A 17766-nucleotide genomic window follows, 5' to 3' on the forward strand; every position below is an offset into this window, starting at 1 on the left:
GTCAGGGCTGTCCGTAGGTCAGCCGGGCGGTGGCCGTGCAGTCAGTGTGGGCGACGCACCGCACCCAGTAGGCGGAGAAGTCGTCCGGGAAGGAGTGGTGGACCGTGGCGCCGGCGCCGACGGTGAACGTCCGGTAGCTGCACCACCTGCCGTCTCCGGTGAGGTCGACCTGGAGCGTGATGTCGACCGGCCCCGGGGCGTCGTGCGACAGATGGACGTGCTTGTCGTCGTAGCCGGTCATCAGGTACGGATCGGAGGGGATGCCCGCCGTGACGCCGGTCTCCCGCCAGGGGCCGCCCTCGCCGCGCGGGCGGCCGAGCTGCCAGAGGTCGTCCACGACCCCGGCCCAGAGCGCGGTCCGGCCGTCGTCGGAGCGCAGGATGTGCGTGCCCGCGGGCGCGTCGTCCCGCACACCGGAGAGGACGACGAGGCCGCGGTAGGAGCAGTAGTCCTTGATCCGCAGGTTGTGGGTGGCGATCGGACGCATCTTGGCGAAGCCGCCCGCGTTCTCGGCGGGCAGTTCGTAGGCCGTGCCGTGGCAGTTGAACAGGTCGCGCTCGGTCACCACTTCGCGGTCCAGACGCTCCGGGCCCAGCGGCCCGTCGCCGTCGAAGGCCGGGTCGCCCTTGGGGAGCCGCCAGCGTCGGCCCGCGTCGTCGACGACCAGCACGGACGCGCCGTCGACGGTCAGGACGTCGGTGGGGATGGCGACGTGGTCGCGGTGGTACTGCGCGGACTCGGGGTCGTCCACCCGGCGCAGGGCGAGTTCCCCGTCGAGTTCGTAGTAGCCGACCGGCTCCTGCCCGCCGGAACCCGCCGGACGGTCGGCGACCAGGGCGAGGGTGCGCAGGTTGGCGCCGCGCGCCCGGACCAGACCGCCGGAGACCGCCGTGTCGCCGACTCCGGCGAGGCCCTCGAAGAGGGCCGCGGGAGCGCTCGGGCGCCGGTCCTTGTCCGACATGGCGAACGTCGCGGTGACGGTGGGGCAGTCGCGGTCGAGCCGCAGGCGCACCCACTCGGCGCGCAGCCCGGCGGGGAAACCGGTCCAGCGGTAGCCGCCCGCGGGCACGGTGATCCGGGTGAAGGGGGTCCAGGACCCCGTGCCCTTCCGGTCGATCTCCACGGTGAAGTGCACGGGGACCGGTGCGGTATGGGTGAGGTGGAGCGCGCGTCGTTCGAATCCCGCGAGGAGGAAGGGGTCGGAGACGCTGCCGGCCTCGACCGGCTCGTCGTCCCACACGGCGCCCTGTCCGCGCCGCACCCCGAGCCGGTCGAGCCGGTCGGGGCGGACGAACCACAGATTGGACTGGGACTGGCCGGGGCCGACGATGTTCCCCTTGTGCCGCCGCTTGTTGAGGAACTCCTGACGGGCGGTGTCGTCGGTGCCGAAGACGAGGTTCTCGCCCCAGCGGCAGAAGTCCCCGACGACTTTCAGATAGGTGGAGCGCTGCGAGATCCCGTTCGTCTCGCCCGGCTTGAAGCCCGGCGGGAAGTGCCACATGGCGCCGTGCATGGTCATGAGCAGAGTGCTCTCGCCGATGTCGCGGATACGCGGCCACTCGGTGTTCCAGCCGTGCGCGCCGTCGTAGCAGTGACTGGCCTTCGGCAGCCGGTAGGTGTGCCACCTGCCGTCGTGGAGAACCATCAGGATGAGCGAGCGGTAGTCCCAGCCGACGGCCCACACCGGGTCGTCGGGGCGGGCGTTGCCGCCGGCGATGCCGCCGGGTCCGGTCACTTCGGTGAACTGATTGCGGCGTACCAGCGACCAGTCACCCCGGCCGTTCCACTGGGCGAGGGCGCCCGAGGTCGTGCGGGGGTCGGTCAGGGCCTCGGGGGCGGCGTCGCCGTTGTTGCTGTAGACGAGTTCGGACGTGCCCGTGTACAGCCCCTTTCCGTGGTAGCCCGGCAGTGCGGAGTCGATCGCGGCCGGGTTGGTCGGGCTCGTGATGCCGCCGTTGCCGTCCTTGATGTGGCCGAAGACCTCAAGGGTGTCGACGTCGACGGAGTAGAGGCCCTCCTCCATCGTGGCGAAGTGGACGCGCTGTGCGGGAGCCGTCAGATGCCGGGCGGTTCCCGTGAGCCGGCCGGGCATCTCGGTGCGGGGGATCACCCGGACCCCGCCGGACCCGTCGATCACGTACGGGCCGATGAACAACTGCCGGGACTCGGCGTGGACCATCCGGTTCGCGTGCGTGCCGCCGACGCTCTCGGGCCGGATGACCTGCCGGAGGTCCCCGGTGATCTCGTACAGCTTGTCGCTGGAGCCGCGCACCAGATGAGGCCCGTAGGTGACGGCCCAGAGCCGGCCCGCCCAGGGGACGACGGCGCCGGTCCCGCACTCGCCCTCGTCGTTGAACATCGCCAGTGACGGAAAGACGCCGGACACGTCCGGCGGCGGGGTGCCCGCCCGTGCGCCGGCGGCTGCGGCTTCCCACCCGGGCAGGACCGTCGGCGCGCCCGCGGCGACGCCGACGACGGCCGCGGCCGACCGGGCGAGGAAGGACCGTCTGCTGGGGGGTTGCACATCCGTGGTCATACGTTTCCCGTGTCCCTTCGAAAGGAGGGAGTGAGCGAGAACGTGCGGTAGGGCAGAGGAGTGTTGGGTGTCGTGCTGGGACCGTACGACCGTACGCAGCAGTCGTCCAGATATCCCACAGAAGCAATCAGAAAACAACAGGAAGGCTCGCCGCCTCTATTGACTTGGACATGACCGAATGGGACGGTGTGGACGGCTCATGGGTCTAGACCTCTCGGGGCGCAGGAGGATGGCATGCCGCAGCTTCACCACGCCCGTTTGCTCACCGGCCTCATCGCACTCGTCCTGCTGCTGAGCACGGCGGTCGGCGCGGGCGGACCGCCGGCCGCCGCGCAGCCGGCGCCGCCGCCGGCCGTCGACCCGCTGGAAGCGGTGGTCCCCAAGCCCGACTCCTGGACGCCCGGTCACGGGACCACGCGGCTGCGCGACACGACGCGGCTGGAGGTCGACCGGCGCACCGCCGGCGCCTGGACGGTCGTGGCGGGGATGACGCGGGAGAGCGACCCGGCGGTGTTCCACCGCCCGCTGGAGACGGTGGCGCGGCAGGCCGCGCGCGACGTGAAGGCGGCAACCGGGATGCGGATGCCGGTCACCGTCACCCCGGGCACACCGCGAGCCGCGGTCCGCGTCGGCCTCGACGAGGAACTGGTGGGCGTCCTCGGCCCCGACGGCTACCGGCTGGAGATCGGGGACGGCGTCCGGATCACCGCCACCACCGCGGGAGGCGTCTACTACGGCACGCGCACCCTGATCCAACTGCTGCGCACCGGCGCCGACGGCCGCACCCTGCCGCGCGGCGTGCTGGTCGACGACCCGGACACCGAGCTGCGCATGAACACGGTCGACGTCTCACGGGAGTACTGGAGCCCGCGCGAACTCACCGACGTGATCCGGCAGATGGGCTACCTCAAGCAGAACTTCCTCGTGCTGCACTTCGACGACGCCGAGGGCTTCCGCCTCGACAGCCCCCGCTGGCCCGGCCTCGCCGAGCCCGGCTACAGCTACGACCGGCGCACCGTCGAGAAGCTGGACCGGATCGCCGCCGAGAACAACGTGTCCCTGGTGCCGGCCTTCGAGTTCCCAGCGCACGTCTCGCCCAAGTCGGCCTACTTCCACGTCGGCATGGCGGACGGACCGCGGGAGGTCCCGCCGGGCTTCGGGGAACGCGACACCGGTGCCACGCCCGGGAACACCTGCACCGGCTACTCCTACTCCCACCTCACCGACGACTTCACCTTCAACCTGATGAACGACAAGGCGCTGCGGATGTCCCAGCGCATGCTCGACGAGTTCCTGCCCTGGTTCACCTCGCCCTGGGTACATCTCGGCGGCGACGAACTCCCGCCCAGCGTGGCGGACTGCCCCGCCCTGAAGGAATTCCTGGCCCGTTCCGAGAAGTACGCCAACGTCTCCGACGCGGCGATCGACTTCCTCAACACCCTCGACGACCAGGTCAAGGCGGCCGGACGCCGCTCGATCATCTACGACGGCTCCGAAGGCTCCACCGAGCGCGTCGCACTCGACCGCGACGTCATCGTCATGGACTGGACCGGCGACGGCACCGCCGAGCACCTGGCCGGATACGACGTCATCGTCGCCGACGGGCGGTACTTCTACGCCGTGCCCGCGCGCGGCATCCGGCCCGCGGAGGAGCAGATCGCCCGGAGCTGGCAGCCCCCGGCGTCCGATGCGGTGCTCGGATGGGGGATGCACGTGTGGGGCGACGACCTCGGATGGGCCGAGGGCCAGTGGCTGGAGTCCCTGACCTGGCGCGCCCGGGCCGTGGTGGCCGACCGGCAGTGGAACACCACCCCGCGCAGCGCACAGGAGTTCACCACGCTTCCCGCCCGGCTCGCGGCCCTCGGCAAGGCCCCCGGATACACCGGCACCCTGTTGCCCCGCCCGACGGACAACGGCCGCCCGATCCACCAGTACGTCATGGATCCGGCCTTCCCGCCCGGCACGTACGACGCCCACACCCCCACGAGCCGGCGGGGCCTTCGCGACGTGTGCGACCTCAGCGGGATGACGCCCCTCGGCGTACGCACCGCCGCCGTCCAGGACCCGCAGGAGGGGTGGACCCGGCAGGTCGACCAGCGCGGGTACTGGATGGGCGCGGCCAGCCTTCCGGGGCCCTGGACCATGACGGCACGCGTCCGGCTCGACGGCAGCGCCCCCTTCCTCACCGACATCGACGGATCCACCACGATCACCCTCGGCACCACCGCCGTGACCGTGACCCACGATCGGCAGACCGTGTCCTTCGACCGCGGTCTGCCGCCCGGCCGGTGGACCGATGTCGCGCTCGTCAGCGACGGCGGCACCCTCCGCCTGTACCTCGACGGCGCCCCGGCCGGCGAGGTGTCCGGCGCGGCCCCGCTTCCGCGGGCGCGGCTGAGGGGAACGGCGCAGCCGCTGATGGGCCTCGTCTCCCTCGACCTCTACGCCGAGGCGCTGTCCCGCAGCGCGATCGACGCCGCCCGCACCACCCGCCCCGAAGCCGTCTGCGCCACCTATCCGGTGTCGTAGGCGGCGACCGCCCACCCGGTGCCGTGGGCCGGTGCTTCGGGGACGGGTGCGGGCAGGGTGCGGACGGAGGGCGGTCCAGGTGTGCCCGCGGGGGGAAGGCCATGGCCGTCGACTCCGCCGCTAGACATCCGACTAATGTGCCCCAAGTCAGGCTGTTTGCCCCTTAGTTGATGAGCGCATATCCCATTGACATCCGATGAGCCCGCCTTTACGTTCCTCAGCGATCCGATGAGTCGAGGAGCGCCCGGTGGGCCGGCGGCTCGCGCTCCGGCCGCCTGCGGACCCTCGCCTCCCGGTGTGCCACCGCAACCCCTGACAGGAGTCCGTGACCCGTACGGCGATCGTGTGGGACTCCTGACGCCGGCCGCCGGAGAGCGGCCGCGACGTCTCCCGCGCGTACCCGGCACAAGACACGAGGAGGCCCCTGTCCCCAGGGAGAAGCGCCGAGGTCAGGGATCGAGACCCGAGGAGTGACACATATGTCAGCACGGCTTTCGCACCGCAATCGGCGAAGAGCACCGGTCTTCCGGTGGCGCGCCCTCTTCGCCGCGCTCGTCCTGGCGCTGGCCGCCGGTCTCCTCGCCGCCCCGGCCGCCCAGGCGGAGGTCCGGCATCCGCGGCAGGAGTGGCTGCGCGACTCCACCGCCGGCCTCTTCCTGCACTGGGGCATGTTCACCGCGCCCGGACACCTCGACTGCCAGGAGTGGGAGCGCGACGTCACCGAGGGCGGCTGGTCGGCAGACTACTGGGTGGACGAGGCGAAGAAGCTCGGCGCCTCGTACATCGTGCTGGCGACCTTCCACAGCCGGCTCGGCTACGCCCGCCCGTGGCCCTCGCAGATCCCGGGCAGTTGTGCCACGGAACGCGACCTGCTCGGCGAACTGGTCGCGGCCGGGCAGGAGAAGGACGTCAAGATCATCATGTATATGACGGACGACCCGCAGTGGCACAACGAGCAGGGCGTCGAGACGCTCGACTCGGCCGCGTACTCGGCCCACAAGGGCCGGGACGTGGACCTGACCACCCGCGACGGGTTCGGCATGTTCAGCTACGACCTGTTCTTCGAGCTGATGGAGAACTACCCCGACCTGGCCGGCTTCTGGATCGACAACGACAACGAGTACTGGGAGGAGAACGGCCTCTACGAGCAGATCCGCGAGCGCCGTCCCGACTGGCTGCTGAGCAACAACAACGAAGACACGCCGATCATGGACACGGTCAGCAACGAGCAGAAGACCGGCATGACCCCCTCGTACGACTACCCGTCCGCCGTGACCGTGCCCATGCCGCGGCTGACCGAGGCGGACTACAAGCTGCCCAGCACCGGTAGCTGGTGGTACGACGGCGGCGACCACGAGGTCGACGCACGGCTGAGCACCGGCCGCTACATCACCAACGCCGGTTCCTCGATGAAGTCGCTCATGGCCGAGACCCCCATGGTGAACGGCAAGATGCCGCCGCAGCAGGAGGCGTTCAACGACTTCATGGGCCGGTGGGTCGAGCCGATCAGGGAGTCGGTCTACGGCGTCGAGGGCGGCGGCTACATGTACGGCGGCATGCAGCCGGGTTTCTGGAACGACGGCGCCCACGGCGTGGTCACCGTCGGCCGGGGCGAGGGCGGCACCCGCACCCAGTACGTCCACGTGCTGACCCGGCCCCGGACCGACTCCGTCCGGCTGCGCGACAACGGGTACCGCGCGACCGCGGTGACCGATCTGCGCACCGGCGAGGAGATGCGCTTCAGCCAGTCCGGCGGCCACCTGTCGATCCTGGACATCGCGGACTGGGACCCGTACGACACCGTCTTCAAGGTCACCACCGACGGCGAGCAGCCGTACTACGACCCCGCCGGAGTGACCGCCACCGCATCCTCGGCGCGCGCCGGCCACCCGGCCGCCGACCTCACCGACGGCGACTACGAGACCTACTGGGACAGCGACGCCGAACTGCCCGCCTCCGTCACCCTGGACCTCGGCGCGCGCAAGCCCGCCACGGCGCTGGCGGTCAACCAGCGCGAGTGGTCCCCGACGCACGCCCGCACCACCTTCGGCCGGCCCGAGGACTCCGCACGCATCAAGGACTACCGCGTCTACGCCGGCGACGACGGCACACACTTCAGGCAGGTGCGCGCCGGCGCGATGCGCAGCGCCCGCGGGGTGCAGGTCATCGACATCGGCGACCAGCGGGCCCGTTACCTCAAGCTGGAGGTACGCAGCCTCTGGGGCGGCCCGCAGGCCCCGGAGTTCTTCGGCCGGCTGCGCATCGACGAGATCCAGGTGGCCCACGGCCGTCCGCAGGCCGGCCGCACGCCGCTGCCGCTGGAGGCCGAGGCGGGGGACAACCGGCTGCAGGGCGCCGCACGCGCGACCGCGTGCGACGCCTGCTCCGGCTCCCGGCACGTCGCCGGCCTCGGCGGCGGGGAGCGTAACGCGGTCACGTACCGCGACGTCCGCGCCCCCGCGGACGGCGACTACCGCCTCCAGCTCGACCACACCGCGCGCGCGGACTCCGCACTGTCCGTCAGCGTCAACGGCGCCGCGCCCGTCGACGTCCCCGTCGCCGGGAGCAACGCCCAGGTGCCGGAGAGCACGGCGGTCTCCGTGCCCCTGAAGGCCGGGGCCAACACCGTGAAGGTCTACAGCACCGACCGCCGTGGACCCGGCCTGGACCGGATCGCGGCCGGCCCTCTGCCCCCGGCCTCGTACCGGCCGAAGACGACGCTCACCGTCCGGCCGCACGGCCTGCAGTGGGCCGGGCCCGGGCAGCGCTCGACCACGGTCACCGCGCAGCTCCGGCTGGACGACGACGAGCAGCTCACCGACGTCCGCCTCGCGCCGCGGCTGCCGGACGGCTGGCAGACCGACGGCGGGCCGGTCACGGTCCCGTCGCTGCGGCTGGGCCAGACCGTCGAGGCGAGCTGGACCGTCACCTCGCCGCCCGGCCAGGACATCGGCTCGGCCGACATCCCGGTGACGGCGGACTTCGGGCTGCTCGGCCGCGACCAGAGCGTGTCGGACGAGGTGTCGCTGCGGACGCTGCCCGGCGACCGGGTGTGGATGCGCGAGGCCGAGGACTCGGCGAACGACCTCGGCACCACCGGGATCACGGGCTGCGGTCCCTGCTCCGGCGACGAGAAGGTCCGCAACATCGGCGGCGGCCAGGGGGCCTCGGTGGTCTTCCCGGACGTCACGGTGGCCGAGGGCGGCGAGCGCACCCTGTACATCGACTACACGGTGAACGGCACGCGCTCGTTCCAGGTGAGCGTCGACGGCGGCCCGCCGGTCGAGGCGACGGTGACCGACATCGGCAACAACACACCGCGCACGACCTCGGTCCCCGTCACCCTGCCACCGGGCACCCACACGATCAGCATCGGCAACGACGAGGAGTCCGCCCCCGACCTGGACCGGCTCTCCCTCGGAGCCCGAGGAGGTACGCCGTAGGCCCGGACCCGCGAAAGCGCCACGACACGTGACCGGGGTGGGGGGTACGGCCGTACCCCCCCACCCCCCACCCACGCGGGCGGCTGAGCCGCGGTCCGGCGGCACCGGTGCCGCCGGACCTGCGGGGCACCCGAATGGGTCCGCCGGGAGGCTGTGGCGCGTCGTTCCGCGCAGCATGGGGGTATGGATGCCGAGCGGATGTCTGGGATCGATCCCGCCTCCCGCCCCAGTGGGGAGGGGTGCGCCGGGTGTATGGCGGGGGAGGGACCCGGGTGGTGGTTTCATTTGCGGCGGTGTGCCGCCTGCGGGCGTATCGGGTGTTGTGACTCCTCGCCCTCGCAGCACGCGAGCCGGCATGCGCGGGAGAGCGGGCATCCGGTGCTGACCAGTTTCGAGCCCGGGGAGGACTGGTTCTGGAACGCCGACACCGGGCAGTTCGTCGACGGGCCTGAGATGAGCCCGCCGCAGGCGCACCCCGTCGGCCAGCCGGTGCCGGGTCCTGCGGGGAAGGTTCCGTCGGACTGGCAGCAGCACCTCCACTGACCCGTCCTGGAGCTGTCGATGACGAATGTGCTTCCCACCGCCGACCCGTGGCCGGCGCTGCGCGTCGCGGACTGGGCCGACACCCGCGAGACCCTGCACATGTGGACCCAGATCGTCGGGAAGGTGCGACTGGCGCTGGCGCCGATGGTCAACCACTGGTGGCAGGTGGCGTTCTACGTCTCCGCCCGCGGCCTGACGACGTCCGCGATCCCCGGCCGGCGCACGTTCGACATGGAGTTCGACTTCATCGATCACCAGTTGCGGCTGCGCACCACGGCCGGTGCCGTGGAGACGGTCGCGCTGGAGGCGAAGCCGGTGGCCGACTTCTACGGGGAGACGATGGCGGCCCTGGAGCGGGCGGGGATCGACGTCTCCATCCTGGCCCGCCCGGTCGAGGTGGAGGTGGCGATCCCGTTCGCCGAGGACCGTACCCACTCCTCCTACGACCCGGCTCACGCACACGCCTTCTGGGGCCAGTTGGTACAGGCCTCGCGGGTGCTGAGCGAGTTCCGCTCGCGCTTCATCGGCAAGGTCAGCCCCGTGCACTTCTTCTGGGGCGGCATGGACATGGCCGTCACCCGGTTCTCCGGACGTACCGCGCCCATCCACGCCGGCGGCGCTCCCAACTGCGCGGACTGGGTGATGAGAGAGGGCTACTCGCACGAGCTGAGCAGCGCCGGCTTCTGGCCGGGCGGCGACGGCGAGGGCATGTTCTACGCGTACGCCTATCCGGAGCCGCCGGGCTTCAGTGACCATCCGGTCCCGGCCGGCGGCTACGCGCAGGAGTGGAAGCAGTTCCTCTTGCCGTACGAGACGGTTCGCACCGCCGCGGACCCGGACGCCCTGCTGCTGGGCTTCCTGCAGTCCACGTACGAGGCAGCCGCCCTGCACGGCGACTGGGACCGCGCGGCCCTGGAGGACGAACCCGTCCGCCGGGCCGGCCCGCGCTGACAGGAGAGGAGCCCCTGTGCCCGACCAGAAGCCGGCCATCGACCTGGCGAACCTGCCCGCTCCCGAGACCGGGATCCTCGTGACGCTCTTCCTGACCGTCCGGCGCATCGCCCGCTCCCGGGCCTTCTACAGCGAGGTCCTCGGCGGGCAGGTCGTCCTCGAAGAGAACCCCTGCATCGTCAAACTCGCCAACTCCTGGGTCATCATGAATCCGGGCGGTGGCCCGACACCCGACAAGCCGGATATCACCGTGGTGGACTACGAGCCCGGCGACACCGTCTCCAGCTTCATGAACCTCCGCGTCGCCGACATCGACGCGGTCTACCGGGAGTGGAGCGCCAAGGGAGCCACTTTCGTCACCCCGCCCATCGACCGCGGGGCGGAGAAGCGCTGCTACCTGCGCGACCCCGACGGCTACCTGATCGAGGTGGGCCAGGCCACCGGCATGCTCGAAGGCACGTTCGCGAAGAAGCGCCCCGAAGACCTGCCCGGGTGAACGGGCCCGCCGCAGAACCGGGTTGAGCCGCCACCCGCACCGCCCCTGCCGCCGATCGGGTGAACGCCGTGTCCGCTGTCGGAGTGGCGGGAGCACCGGTGACCCGTCCGGCCCAACCATGTGGGCATGACTGTGCGTACCGCTGACGGAGCGGCATCGGTGGACCGGGCGATGGCCGCCATGTCCGAGGCGGGCGTCCGCCTCATCGCGTTGAGCTGGGTCGACAACACGGGTATCGGCCGGGTCAAGGCCGTGCCGCTCGCCCGGCTGCCCCGACTCGCGGTCCACGGCGTCGGGATGTCCCCGGTGTTCGACACCTTCCTGGTGGACGACTCGATGGCCCGTACCGACGGCTACGGCGGCCCCGTCGGGGACCTGCTCCTGCTGCCGGACCTGAACCGGCTCACCCGGCTCGCCGCACAGCCCGGCTGGGCGTGGGCGCCGGCGGACCGGTACAGCCAGGACGGCGAGCCGTACCCGGGGTGCCACCGGTCCTTCGTCAACCGCATGGTGCGGGCCGCGGCCGGCCAGGGCCTGAGCCTGCGGATGGGGTTCGAGACGGAGTGGAGCGTCGGCCCCGGCAGCCTGGGCGACGGTCCGGCGTACGGGCTGTCCCGGCTGGCGGACTCCGGCGCGTATCTCCTCGACGTCGTCGACGCGCTCACCGCGCAGGGCGTGGAGGTCCTTCAGATCCATCCGGAGTACGAGCCGGGGCAGTTCGAGATCTCGACCGCCCCCGAAGACCCGCTGGACGCCGCCGACACCGCCGTCCTCGTCCGGCACACGGTACGGACCGTCTCCCACGCCCACGGGCTGCGGGCCTCCTTCGCCCCCCTGCCGGGCCACTCCGGCATCGGCAACGGCGGGCACGTGCATCTGAGCCTGTGGCGCGGCGAGAAGAACCTGATGCACGGCGGTACGGGGCCGCGCGGCATGACGCCGGACGGCGAGGCGTTCCTCGCCGGGCTGCTGCGGTCGCTGCCCGCCCTGACCGCCATCGGCTGCCCGTCCCCGGCCAGCTATCTGCGCCTGGCGCCGTCCTCGTGGTCCGGCGCCTACCGCTGCTGGGGCTGGGAGAACCGGGAGGCGGCGCTGCGCTTCGTCACCGGTCCCGCGGGCGAGGCGTCCCACCGCGCGAACGCCGAGCTCAAGTGCTTCGACCAGGCGGCCAATCCGTACCTGGTGGTGGGCTCGGTCATCGCCGCGGGCCTGGCGGGCCGCGAGGACGCGCTGCGGCTGCCGGAGGAGTTCACCGACGACCCGGCCCACGCGGACCCCGGTGCACTCGAACGGCGCGGCATCGAGCGGCTGCCGGCCGGTCTGGCGGACGCGGTCCGGCACCTCAGGGCTTCGGTGGTGCTGCGCAAGGCGATGGGGGACCACCTCTTCGACGCGCTGCTCGCGGTACGCGGCGCGGAGGAAAGGCTCTTCGCCGACCGTTCCCGGGCCGAGACCGTCGACGCCACCCGCCGGCGGTACTGACCCGGGCGCCCGGGCCGGTCAGCCGGTCAGCCGGTCAGCCGGTCATTCGGTCAGCCGAGCAGCCGCCGCAGCTCCTCGGCGAGTTCGCGGGCCCGGTCCAGGTCGGCAGGCGCCGGTGGCGCGGTGCCGGGGGCGGGCCCGGGGGTCTCGGTGCCGGCGGCGTCGAGCGCACTCAGCCGTACGGTCTCGGTGGTCTCGGAGACGTCGATGTCGAAGACCACGCGGTCGGCGCGGTGCCAGGTGGTGAACCACTCCAGCGCATGCCCGTGCTGGTCGGTCGTCTCGCCTTCGAGCATCAGCAGCGGGCCGCCCGGCTCGGTGCGCAGCGCCTCCGCCAGCATGTCGTCGGCCGCGACCGCGCGGACCTGCCGCCGTCCGCTGACCGGCCGCAGCCCGTAGTCCCGGGTGAGCAGCCGGTGCAGCGAGGCGTCGGTCAGGTCCTCGGCGCGCAGCCCCGGGACCTTCGCGGCGGGCAGCCAGGTGCGTACGTACGCCAGCGGGTCGCCGCCGACGAGGCGAAGGCGCTCCAGACGCAGCGCGTCCGCCGTGTGCAGGAACGCCTGGGCGCGCGGCGGCGGGGTGCCGGGGCCCAGCGTGCGCACGACGGTGTGCAACTCCTGCCCGGCGACGGCGAACTGGTCGGACAGGCCGGTCGCCCGCTGCACCAGCCGCCGGTACTCGGCCGGCGACGCCACCAGCGTCGGCCGGCCCTGGCGGCGGATGACCAGGCCGTCGGCGGCCAGCCCCGCCACCGCCTGGCGTACGACGCTGCGCCCGACGCCGAACGTGGCGCACAGCTCGGCCTCGCTCGGCAGCGGAGCGCCCGGCGGCAGGTCGTGGCCCAGGATCTCCTGGCGCAGGGACTGGGCGACCTGCTGGTGCAGTGGCCGCGGGTCACTTCTGTCGACTGCCATATCGCCCGGAGTCTACGAGGCCGTGTCCGGCCGTTCCACGGCGGCTGCCGCGGCCGGCTCGCCCGCCTTCGCGGTCTGCCACACCTGGCCCCAGCCCGGCGCCAGTTCGGCGGCCCGCCGGGTGGCCAGCACCAGGCTCGCCTCCCGGGCGACGCCCGTGCCCGCGATGTCGAAGGCGGTGCCGTGGTCGACGGAGACCCGGACGACGGGCAGGCCGACGGTGATGTTCACGCCGTCGTCGCCGTACACCGCCTTGAAGGGGGCGTGCCCCTGGTCGTGGTAGCAGACGACGACGAACTTCCACGCCCCCCTGACCGCGGCCGGGATGAGCGCGTCGGCGGGCAGCGGTCCGACCGCGCGGACGCCCGCGGCGTTCGCCCGTTCCACCGCCGGAGCGAGCACGTCGGCGTCCTCGTCGCCGAAGAGGCGGTTCTCGCCCGCGTGCGGGTTGAGGCCGGCGACGCCGATCGGCTCCTCGGGCAGGCCGAGGGCGCGGGCGAACGAACCCACCAGGCGCAGGACGTTGTCGGTGCGCGCGGGGGTGACCCCGGCGATGGCCTCGGTGAGGGACACGTGGGTGGTGAGGTGGAAGAAGTACAGCTCGCCCGCGGAGAGCACGAGGCTGAAGTTCTCGACGCCGAACTCGTGCGCCAGCAGCTCGGTGTGCCCGGGCCAGAAGTGGCCCCCGGCGTGCATGGCGGCCTTGTTCAGCGGCGCGGTGACGATGCCGTCGACCAGCCCGTCGCGGGCCAGCGCGCAGGCCCGTTTGACGAAGCGGGCGGAGCCGTCGCCCGCCGCGGCGCTGAGTTCGCCGTACGGGATCGCGCCCAGGGCGGGCCCGTCCTGTACCAGGTCGATGGTCCCCGGCTCGTTCCCGGCGTCGCGGGGCGAGTCGACGACGCGTACGGCGGCGGGATCCTCGCCGATCAGCTCGACGGCTCTGCGGACCGCGTCGGCGTCGCCGATCACGACCGGCCGGCTGACGCCGCGCAGCTCGTCGTGGTGCAGCAGGGTACGGGCCGTGATCTCCGGTCCGATGCCGGCCACGTCGCCCAGGGTGAGGGCAAGCGTGGGCACCTGCGGGTCGTTCACCGGTGACTCCTCTTCGTTCGTACCGCTTGCGCGGCCTTGATCAGTACGTCGGGGCTGCCGAAGCCCCCGGCCTTGGTGGCCACGGGCAGCCCGGCCGCCGGACCGCCGACGACGACGCCCAGCGGGACGCCCGGCTCGACGGTGTCGTGCAGCCGGATACCGGTCCCGCCCAAGCGTTCCAGGACCGCGCGGGCGCCGTCGCCTCCGGTGGCGACCAGTCCCGCGACCGCGCCCGCCGCCCGCGCGTGCGCGGCGGCGTCCGAGAGGCGGCGGGCGACGAGCTCCGGGTCGACGGCCGTGGCGTCCCGGTCGGGGGTGCTCAGCAGCAGCGCGGCCGGGCGGCCGGCCGCCGCCGTGCGTACCCGGGCGAGGAACCCGGCCCAGGCATCGGCGTCGGCGAGCTCCCGCACGGTGGGCCGGAGGTGTTCGGCGGAGTGGTCCGCGAGGGTTTCGGCCTGCGCCCGGGAGGCGTCGTGCAGGCTCGTCACCACCACGAGGGCGGTGTCCGCGGTGTCCGCACCCTGCGCCGGGCCCGGCCGTTCCCGGCAAGTGGCCGGTGTCTGCGCCTCCCGCGGCCGCCACCGGGCGGCCAGTGGGCCCGCCAGCCCCGCGGAACCGACGGCGAGCGCCTGCTCGCCGAGGTCCGCGACCGTACGGGCGATCCGGTCCAGGTCGTTCTCGTTCGCCGCGTCGAGCACGACGATCCGGCTGCCCGCCGCGCGGACCTCGGCGGCCCAGGCGGCCGGCGTCCCTTCAGGATCGAGGCGTACCAGCGGCGCGTCGAGCAGCGTCGGCAGATGGCTGACCGTCACGGGCGTCACCGGGTCCCGGCCCACCGCCGTCTCGCCGACCGGGCGGCCGTCGACCAGCAGGACGCCGTCCACGACGGTCCGGCCCACGGCCGGGAAGGCGGGGCACACGAGCGCGACGGTACCGGGGGCGAGCACGTCCATCATGGCGTCGATCTCGGCGCGGACCGGCCCGCGCAGCGTCGAGTCCACCTTCTTGAAGAGGTGGGTCACGCCGCGGCGCAGCAGCCCGGTCGTCGCGTGGCGCACCAGATCCGCCGCCCCGGCGTCCGGCCGGGCGCGGGAGTCCGTGGTGATCGCCACGACGGAGACGTCGCCGTCGCTCCCGTCGCCCTCGTCCGCTCCCTCGGGCCGGTCGCCGCCCAGCCGCAGCAGGGTGGGCCAGCCCGCCTCCGCGAACTGCACGGCGGTGTCGCCGGCGCCGGTGAGGTCGTCGGCGACGATCGCCACGTCGTACGTCATGCGCGCTGCTCCTGCTCGGTGGCGTCCGCGAGGCCGCCCGCGGAGCCGTACGGGGTCCCGTCCGCGGTGCCGTCCGCCTCCTCGGGCCCGTCCGGGACGCCTCCCTGCCGCAGGGCGCCCTTCCGCTTCAGCGCGTAGGCCGCGAGCAGCGGTGCGACGATCGCCGTGACCAGGGCCGACGCCGCGACCTGCGCCGTGGCGGTGCCGACGTACTCCTCGAACCGCGGGTCCGCGGCGGCGACGACGGCGGGGGTGGCGATGGCGTTGCCCGCGGTGGTGCCGGCGGCGAAGCCGAGGCCGGACATGGTGCCGCGGCGCAGGATGTACCGGTAGCCGAGGTAGACCAGGCCGCCGGTGAACGGCGCGATGACCAGGCCGAGGAGCAGGCCGGTCACGCCGCCGGTGACGATGTCGCCGAGGTCGATGCCGGTGCCCAGGGAGAAGGCGAAGAACGGGATCACGATGTTCGGCACCGGCTGGACGACCTTGCGCCACTCGGCGTCGATGTTGCCCACCAGCACGCCCAGCAGGAACGGGACGATCGCGCCGAGCAGGGCGAGGAACGGGATGTCGCCGAGGCCGGAGGCGCCGAGGAAGAGCAGCGTCAGGAAGGGGCCGTCGTTGAGGGCGCTGGCGACATAGGCTCCGCGGTCCCGCTCGTCGCCGTACTGCCCGGAAAAGGCGAGCCACAGGCCGCCGTTGCTGTTGTCCATGGAGGCGAGCAGGGCGAGCAGCGAGACGCCGAGCAGCCCGTCGAGGCCGACGCCGAGCCCGAGCAGCACGACCAGCGTGGCCGGGATCAGGCTCTTCATCAGCAGCACCGTGCCCGCGTGGGCGAGGATCGGGCCGCCGGTGCGGAAGGAGACCTGGGTACCCGTCGCGAAGATCAGCAGGGCGATGAGGGGCATCGCGCTGTCCTCGAACAGCGCGGTGGTGAAGCTGCCGATCCCCAGGGCTCCCGAGGCGAAGGTGCCGAAGATCGCGCCGAGGATCAGCGGGATCAGCATCAGTCCGCCAGGTATGCGCTGCATGGTGGCGAACAGGGGGACCCTGGACTTCTCTGGACCGCTCACGCCAACCTCCTCGTCGGCATCAGGAACGGCGTGGGCGCCGCACTTGTACGTATCTGTTGTACGTACAAGATGTCACAGGGAGCCGGGAAGGGGAAGCCTCGGTTTTCCGGGCCCGGCGGCGGACGGAAAAACCGGCCCTCGCCGAGGCGAGGGCCGGTGCGGTACGGGCAGGCGGCGGTGGCGTCCGGGTGCGACGCCTCCGTTCAGATCCAGAAGACTTCGGTGGTGGCGGTCAGTACGTCCTTGCCGGGGGCGGTGGTGGCGCGGCCGGAGCGGACCGTGCCGCCGGTGGCGAGCACCGAGCCGTCCGGCAGCGGCGTGGCGGTGCAGAGGTACCGGTTCGTGGCCATCCCCCCGGTGGCCGTCCAACCGCGGGTGAGGGGGTCGTACAGCGCCGCGGACGCGTAGCCGGTGTCGCGGGTGGCGCTGTCGGTGCCTCCGAGCACCAGCACCTGGCCGGAGGGCAGGGCCACCGCGCGGTGGCAGGTGCGGCCCTCCGGCATGTTCTCGCCGGCGGTCCAGGCGCCGGTCGCGGGGTCGTACCGCTCCGTGCGCCACTGGCTGAAGGGCACGAAACCGCGCTCGAAGCGAATGCCGGGGCTGTCGCCGCCCGTGACCAGTACGGTGCCGTCGGCCAGCAGCGTCGCCTGGTGGCCGGCGCGCGCGGCGGCCAGGCTGCCGGTGCGCGTCCAGGCGTCGGCCTCCGGGTCGTACAGCTCGCAGAACCCCTGCCCGATGCCCCTGTCGCGGCCGATGCTCCGCCGGCCGCCGGCCGCGAGCACCCGGCCGTCCTGCAGCGGCACTTGGGGGTGGGCGAGCCGGGAATCGGTCATGGGGGCGGCGGGGGTCCATTCGCCTGTCGCGGGATCGAAGAGTTCGGCCGAGAACAGGCTGCGCCCCGGCGCCCGCGGGGCACGGTCGCCCGCGCCGCCGGTGACCAGGACCCGCCCGTCGGCCAGCAGCGTGGCCGCGTGCAGGGACCGGGCGGTGGTCATGTCGCCGGCGGTCGGGGTCCAGACTCCGGTGGCGGGGTCGTACACCTCCGCCGAGGCCAGCGGTCCGGCCGCCGGTGACCCGCTCGTGCCGATCCCCCCGGCGACCAGGACCGTGCCGTCCGCGAGCACGGTGCCGCTGTGGCTGTGCCGGGCCGTGCCGAGGGGCCCGGTGCCGGTCCACGTGGTGGCCACCGGGTCGTAGAGGAGTGTCTCGGCCGTGGGTACGCCGTCCGCCAGCGCGCCGCCGGCGACCAGCGCCCCGCCGTCCGCCAGCGGCACCGCGCCCTCCGCGGGGCCGAACCACCGGCGTGGTGAGGGAAGTTCGCCCGCGGGGAACCACGCGCCCGGCGGCGGGAACGCGGCCCCGCTCGGCGCCGCCCGGTGCAGGCCCGCGGTGGGGTTCGTGCGTCGTGTCATCGCTCCGGCTCCGTATCCTGCCCG

General features: G+C 73.0%; 12 protein-coding genes. 6 read left to right on the plus strand and 6 right to left on the minus strand.

What is annotated here, in order from left to right:
* Nucleotide 1 precedes the first annotated feature (1 nt).
* Nucleotides 2-2536: a twin-arginine translocation signal domain-containing protein gene (locus ABGA99_RS00725; protein WP_347581920.1), complete on the minus strand. Its 2535-nt coding sequence runs from the start codon at nucleotides 2534-2536 to the stop codon at nucleotides 2-4.
* 234 nt (nucleotides 2537-2770) lie between these two features.
* Here ABGA99_RS00725 and ABGA99_RS00730 point away from each other — a divergent pair, with 234 nt between their 5' ends.
* From ABGA99_RS00730 to ABGA99_RS00755, 6 genes are all read left to right on the plus strand, one after another.
* On the plus strand, nucleotides 2771-5065 hold the full coding sequence (locus ABGA99_RS00730; RefSeq protein WP_347581921.1) for a family 20 glycosylhydrolase: 2295 nt from the start codon (nucleotides 2771-2773) through the stop codon (nucleotides 5063-5065).
* 479 nt (nucleotides 5066-5544) lie between these two features.
* On the plus strand, nucleotides 5545-8508 hold the full coding sequence (locus ABGA99_RS00735; RefSeq protein WP_347581922.1) for an alpha-L-fucosidase: 2964 nt from the start codon (nucleotides 5545-5547) through the stop codon (nucleotides 8506-8508).
* 183 nt (nucleotides 8509-8691) lie between these two features.
* Complete coding sequence (locus ABGA99_RS00740) at nucleotides 8692-9051, plus strand: UBP-type zinc finger domain-containing protein (protein ID WP_347578860.1); 360 nt, start codon at nucleotides 8692-8694, stop codon at nucleotides 9049-9051.
* Nucleotides 9052-9069: 18 nt separating this feature from the next.
* Nucleotides 9070-10002: a DUF5996 family protein gene (locus tag ABGA99_RS00745; RefSeq protein WP_347578861.1), complete on the plus strand. Its 933-nt coding sequence runs from the start codon at nucleotides 9070-9072 to the stop codon at nucleotides 10000-10002.
* Nucleotides 10003-10018: 16 nt separating this feature from the next.
* The gene (locus ABGA99_RS00750) at nucleotides 10019-10498 is read left to right on the plus strand and encodes a VOC family protein (protein ID WP_347578862.1); all 480 of its coding nucleotides are present in this window, start codon (nucleotides 10019-10021) and stop codon (nucleotides 10496-10498) included.
* Nucleotides 10499-10624: 126 nt separating this feature from the next.
* On the plus strand, nucleotides 10625-11980 hold the full coding sequence (locus tag ABGA99_RS00755; RefSeq protein WP_347578863.1) for a glutamine synthetase family protein: 1356 nt from the start codon (nucleotides 10625-10627) through the stop codon (nucleotides 11978-11980).
* Between the two features lie 50 nt (nucleotides 11981-12030).
* On the opposite strand, the gene ABGA99_RS00760 is transcribed toward ABGA99_RS00755, so the two are convergent.
* The 5 genes from ABGA99_RS00760 to ABGA99_RS00780 form a co-directional block, all read right to left on the minus strand.
* The gene (locus ABGA99_RS00760) at nucleotides 12031-12894 is read right to left on the minus strand and encodes a GntR family transcriptional regulator (protein WP_347581923.1); all 864 of its coding nucleotides are present in this window, start codon (nucleotides 12892-12894) and stop codon (nucleotides 12031-12033) included.
* 12 nt (nucleotides 12895-12906) lie between these two features.
* Entirely contained in the window at nucleotides 12907-13986 is a 1080-nt protein-coding gene (gene pdxA, locus ABGA99_RS00765) for a 4-hydroxythreonine-4-phosphate dehydrogenase PdxA (RefSeq protein WP_347581924.1), read from the minus strand.
* Complete coding sequence (locus ABGA99_RS00770; protein WP_347581925.1) at nucleotides 13983-15257, minus strand: four-carbon acid sugar kinase family protein; 1275 nt, start codon at nucleotides 15255-15257, stop codon at nucleotides 13983-13985. Before ABGA99_RS00770 ends, pdxA begins: the two co-directional genes overlap by 4 nt.
* Nucleotides 15254-16330 carry a 2-keto-3-deoxygluconate permease gene (locus tag ABGA99_RS00775; RefSeq protein WP_347578867.1) on the minus strand — a complete coding sequence of 359 codons (1077 nt, stop codon included), beginning with the start codon at nucleotides 16328-16330 and terminating at the stop codon, nucleotides 15254-15256. Before ABGA99_RS00775 ends, ABGA99_RS00770 begins: the two co-directional genes overlap by 4 nt.
* A gap of 203 nt (nucleotides 16331-16533) precedes the next feature.
* Entirely contained in the window at nucleotides 16534-17742 is a 1209-nt protein-coding gene (locus ABGA99_RS00780) for a kelch repeat-containing protein (protein WP_347581926.1), read from the minus strand.
* Nucleotides 17743-17766 lie beyond the last annotated feature (24 nt).

The organism is Streptomyces sp. B5E4, assembly GCF_039871555.1.
Lineage (GTDB): Bacteria > Actinomycetota > Actinomycetes > Streptomycetales > Streptomycetaceae > Streptomyces.

Excerpts from the sequence above, each read along its gene's own strand:
- ABGA99_RS00770 (WP_347581925.1), bottom strand. The coding sequence starts at position 15,257 with ATGACGTACGACGTGGCGATCGTCGCCGACGACCTCACCGGCGCCGGC.
- ABGA99_RS00740 (WP_347578860.1), top strand. The coding sequence starts at position 8,692 with ATGGATGCCGAGCGGATGTCTGGGATCGATCCCGCCTCCCGCCCCAGT.
- ABGA99_RS00755 (WP_347578863.1), top strand. The coding sequence starts at position 10,625 with ATGACTGTGCGTACCGCTGACGGAGCGGCATCGGTGGACCGGGCGATG.
- ABGA99_RS00725 (WP_347581920.1), bottom strand. The coding sequence starts at position 2,536 with ATGACCACGGATGTGCAACCCCCCAGCAGACGGTCCTTCCTCGCCCGG.
- ABGA99_RS00745 (WP_347578861.1), top strand. The coding sequence starts at position 9,070 with ATGACGAATGTGCTTCCCACCGCCGACCCGTGGCCGGCGCTGCGCGTC.
- ABGA99_RS00760 (WP_347581923.1), bottom strand. The coding sequence starts at position 12,894 with ATGGCAGTCGACAGAAGTGACCCGCGGCCACTGCACCAGCAGGTCGCC.
- ABGA99_RS00780 (WP_347581926.1), bottom strand. The coding sequence starts at position 17,742 with ATGACACGACGCACGAACCCCACCGCGGGCCTGCACCGGGCGGCGCCG.
- ABGA99_RS00735 (WP_347581922.1), top strand. The coding sequence starts at position 5,545 with ATGTCAGCACGGCTTTCGCACCGCAATCGGCGAAGAGCACCGGTCTTC.
- ABGA99_RS00730 (WP_347581921.1), top strand. The coding sequence starts at position 2,771 with ATGCCGCAGCTTCACCACGCCCGTTTGCTCACCGGCCTCATCGCACTC.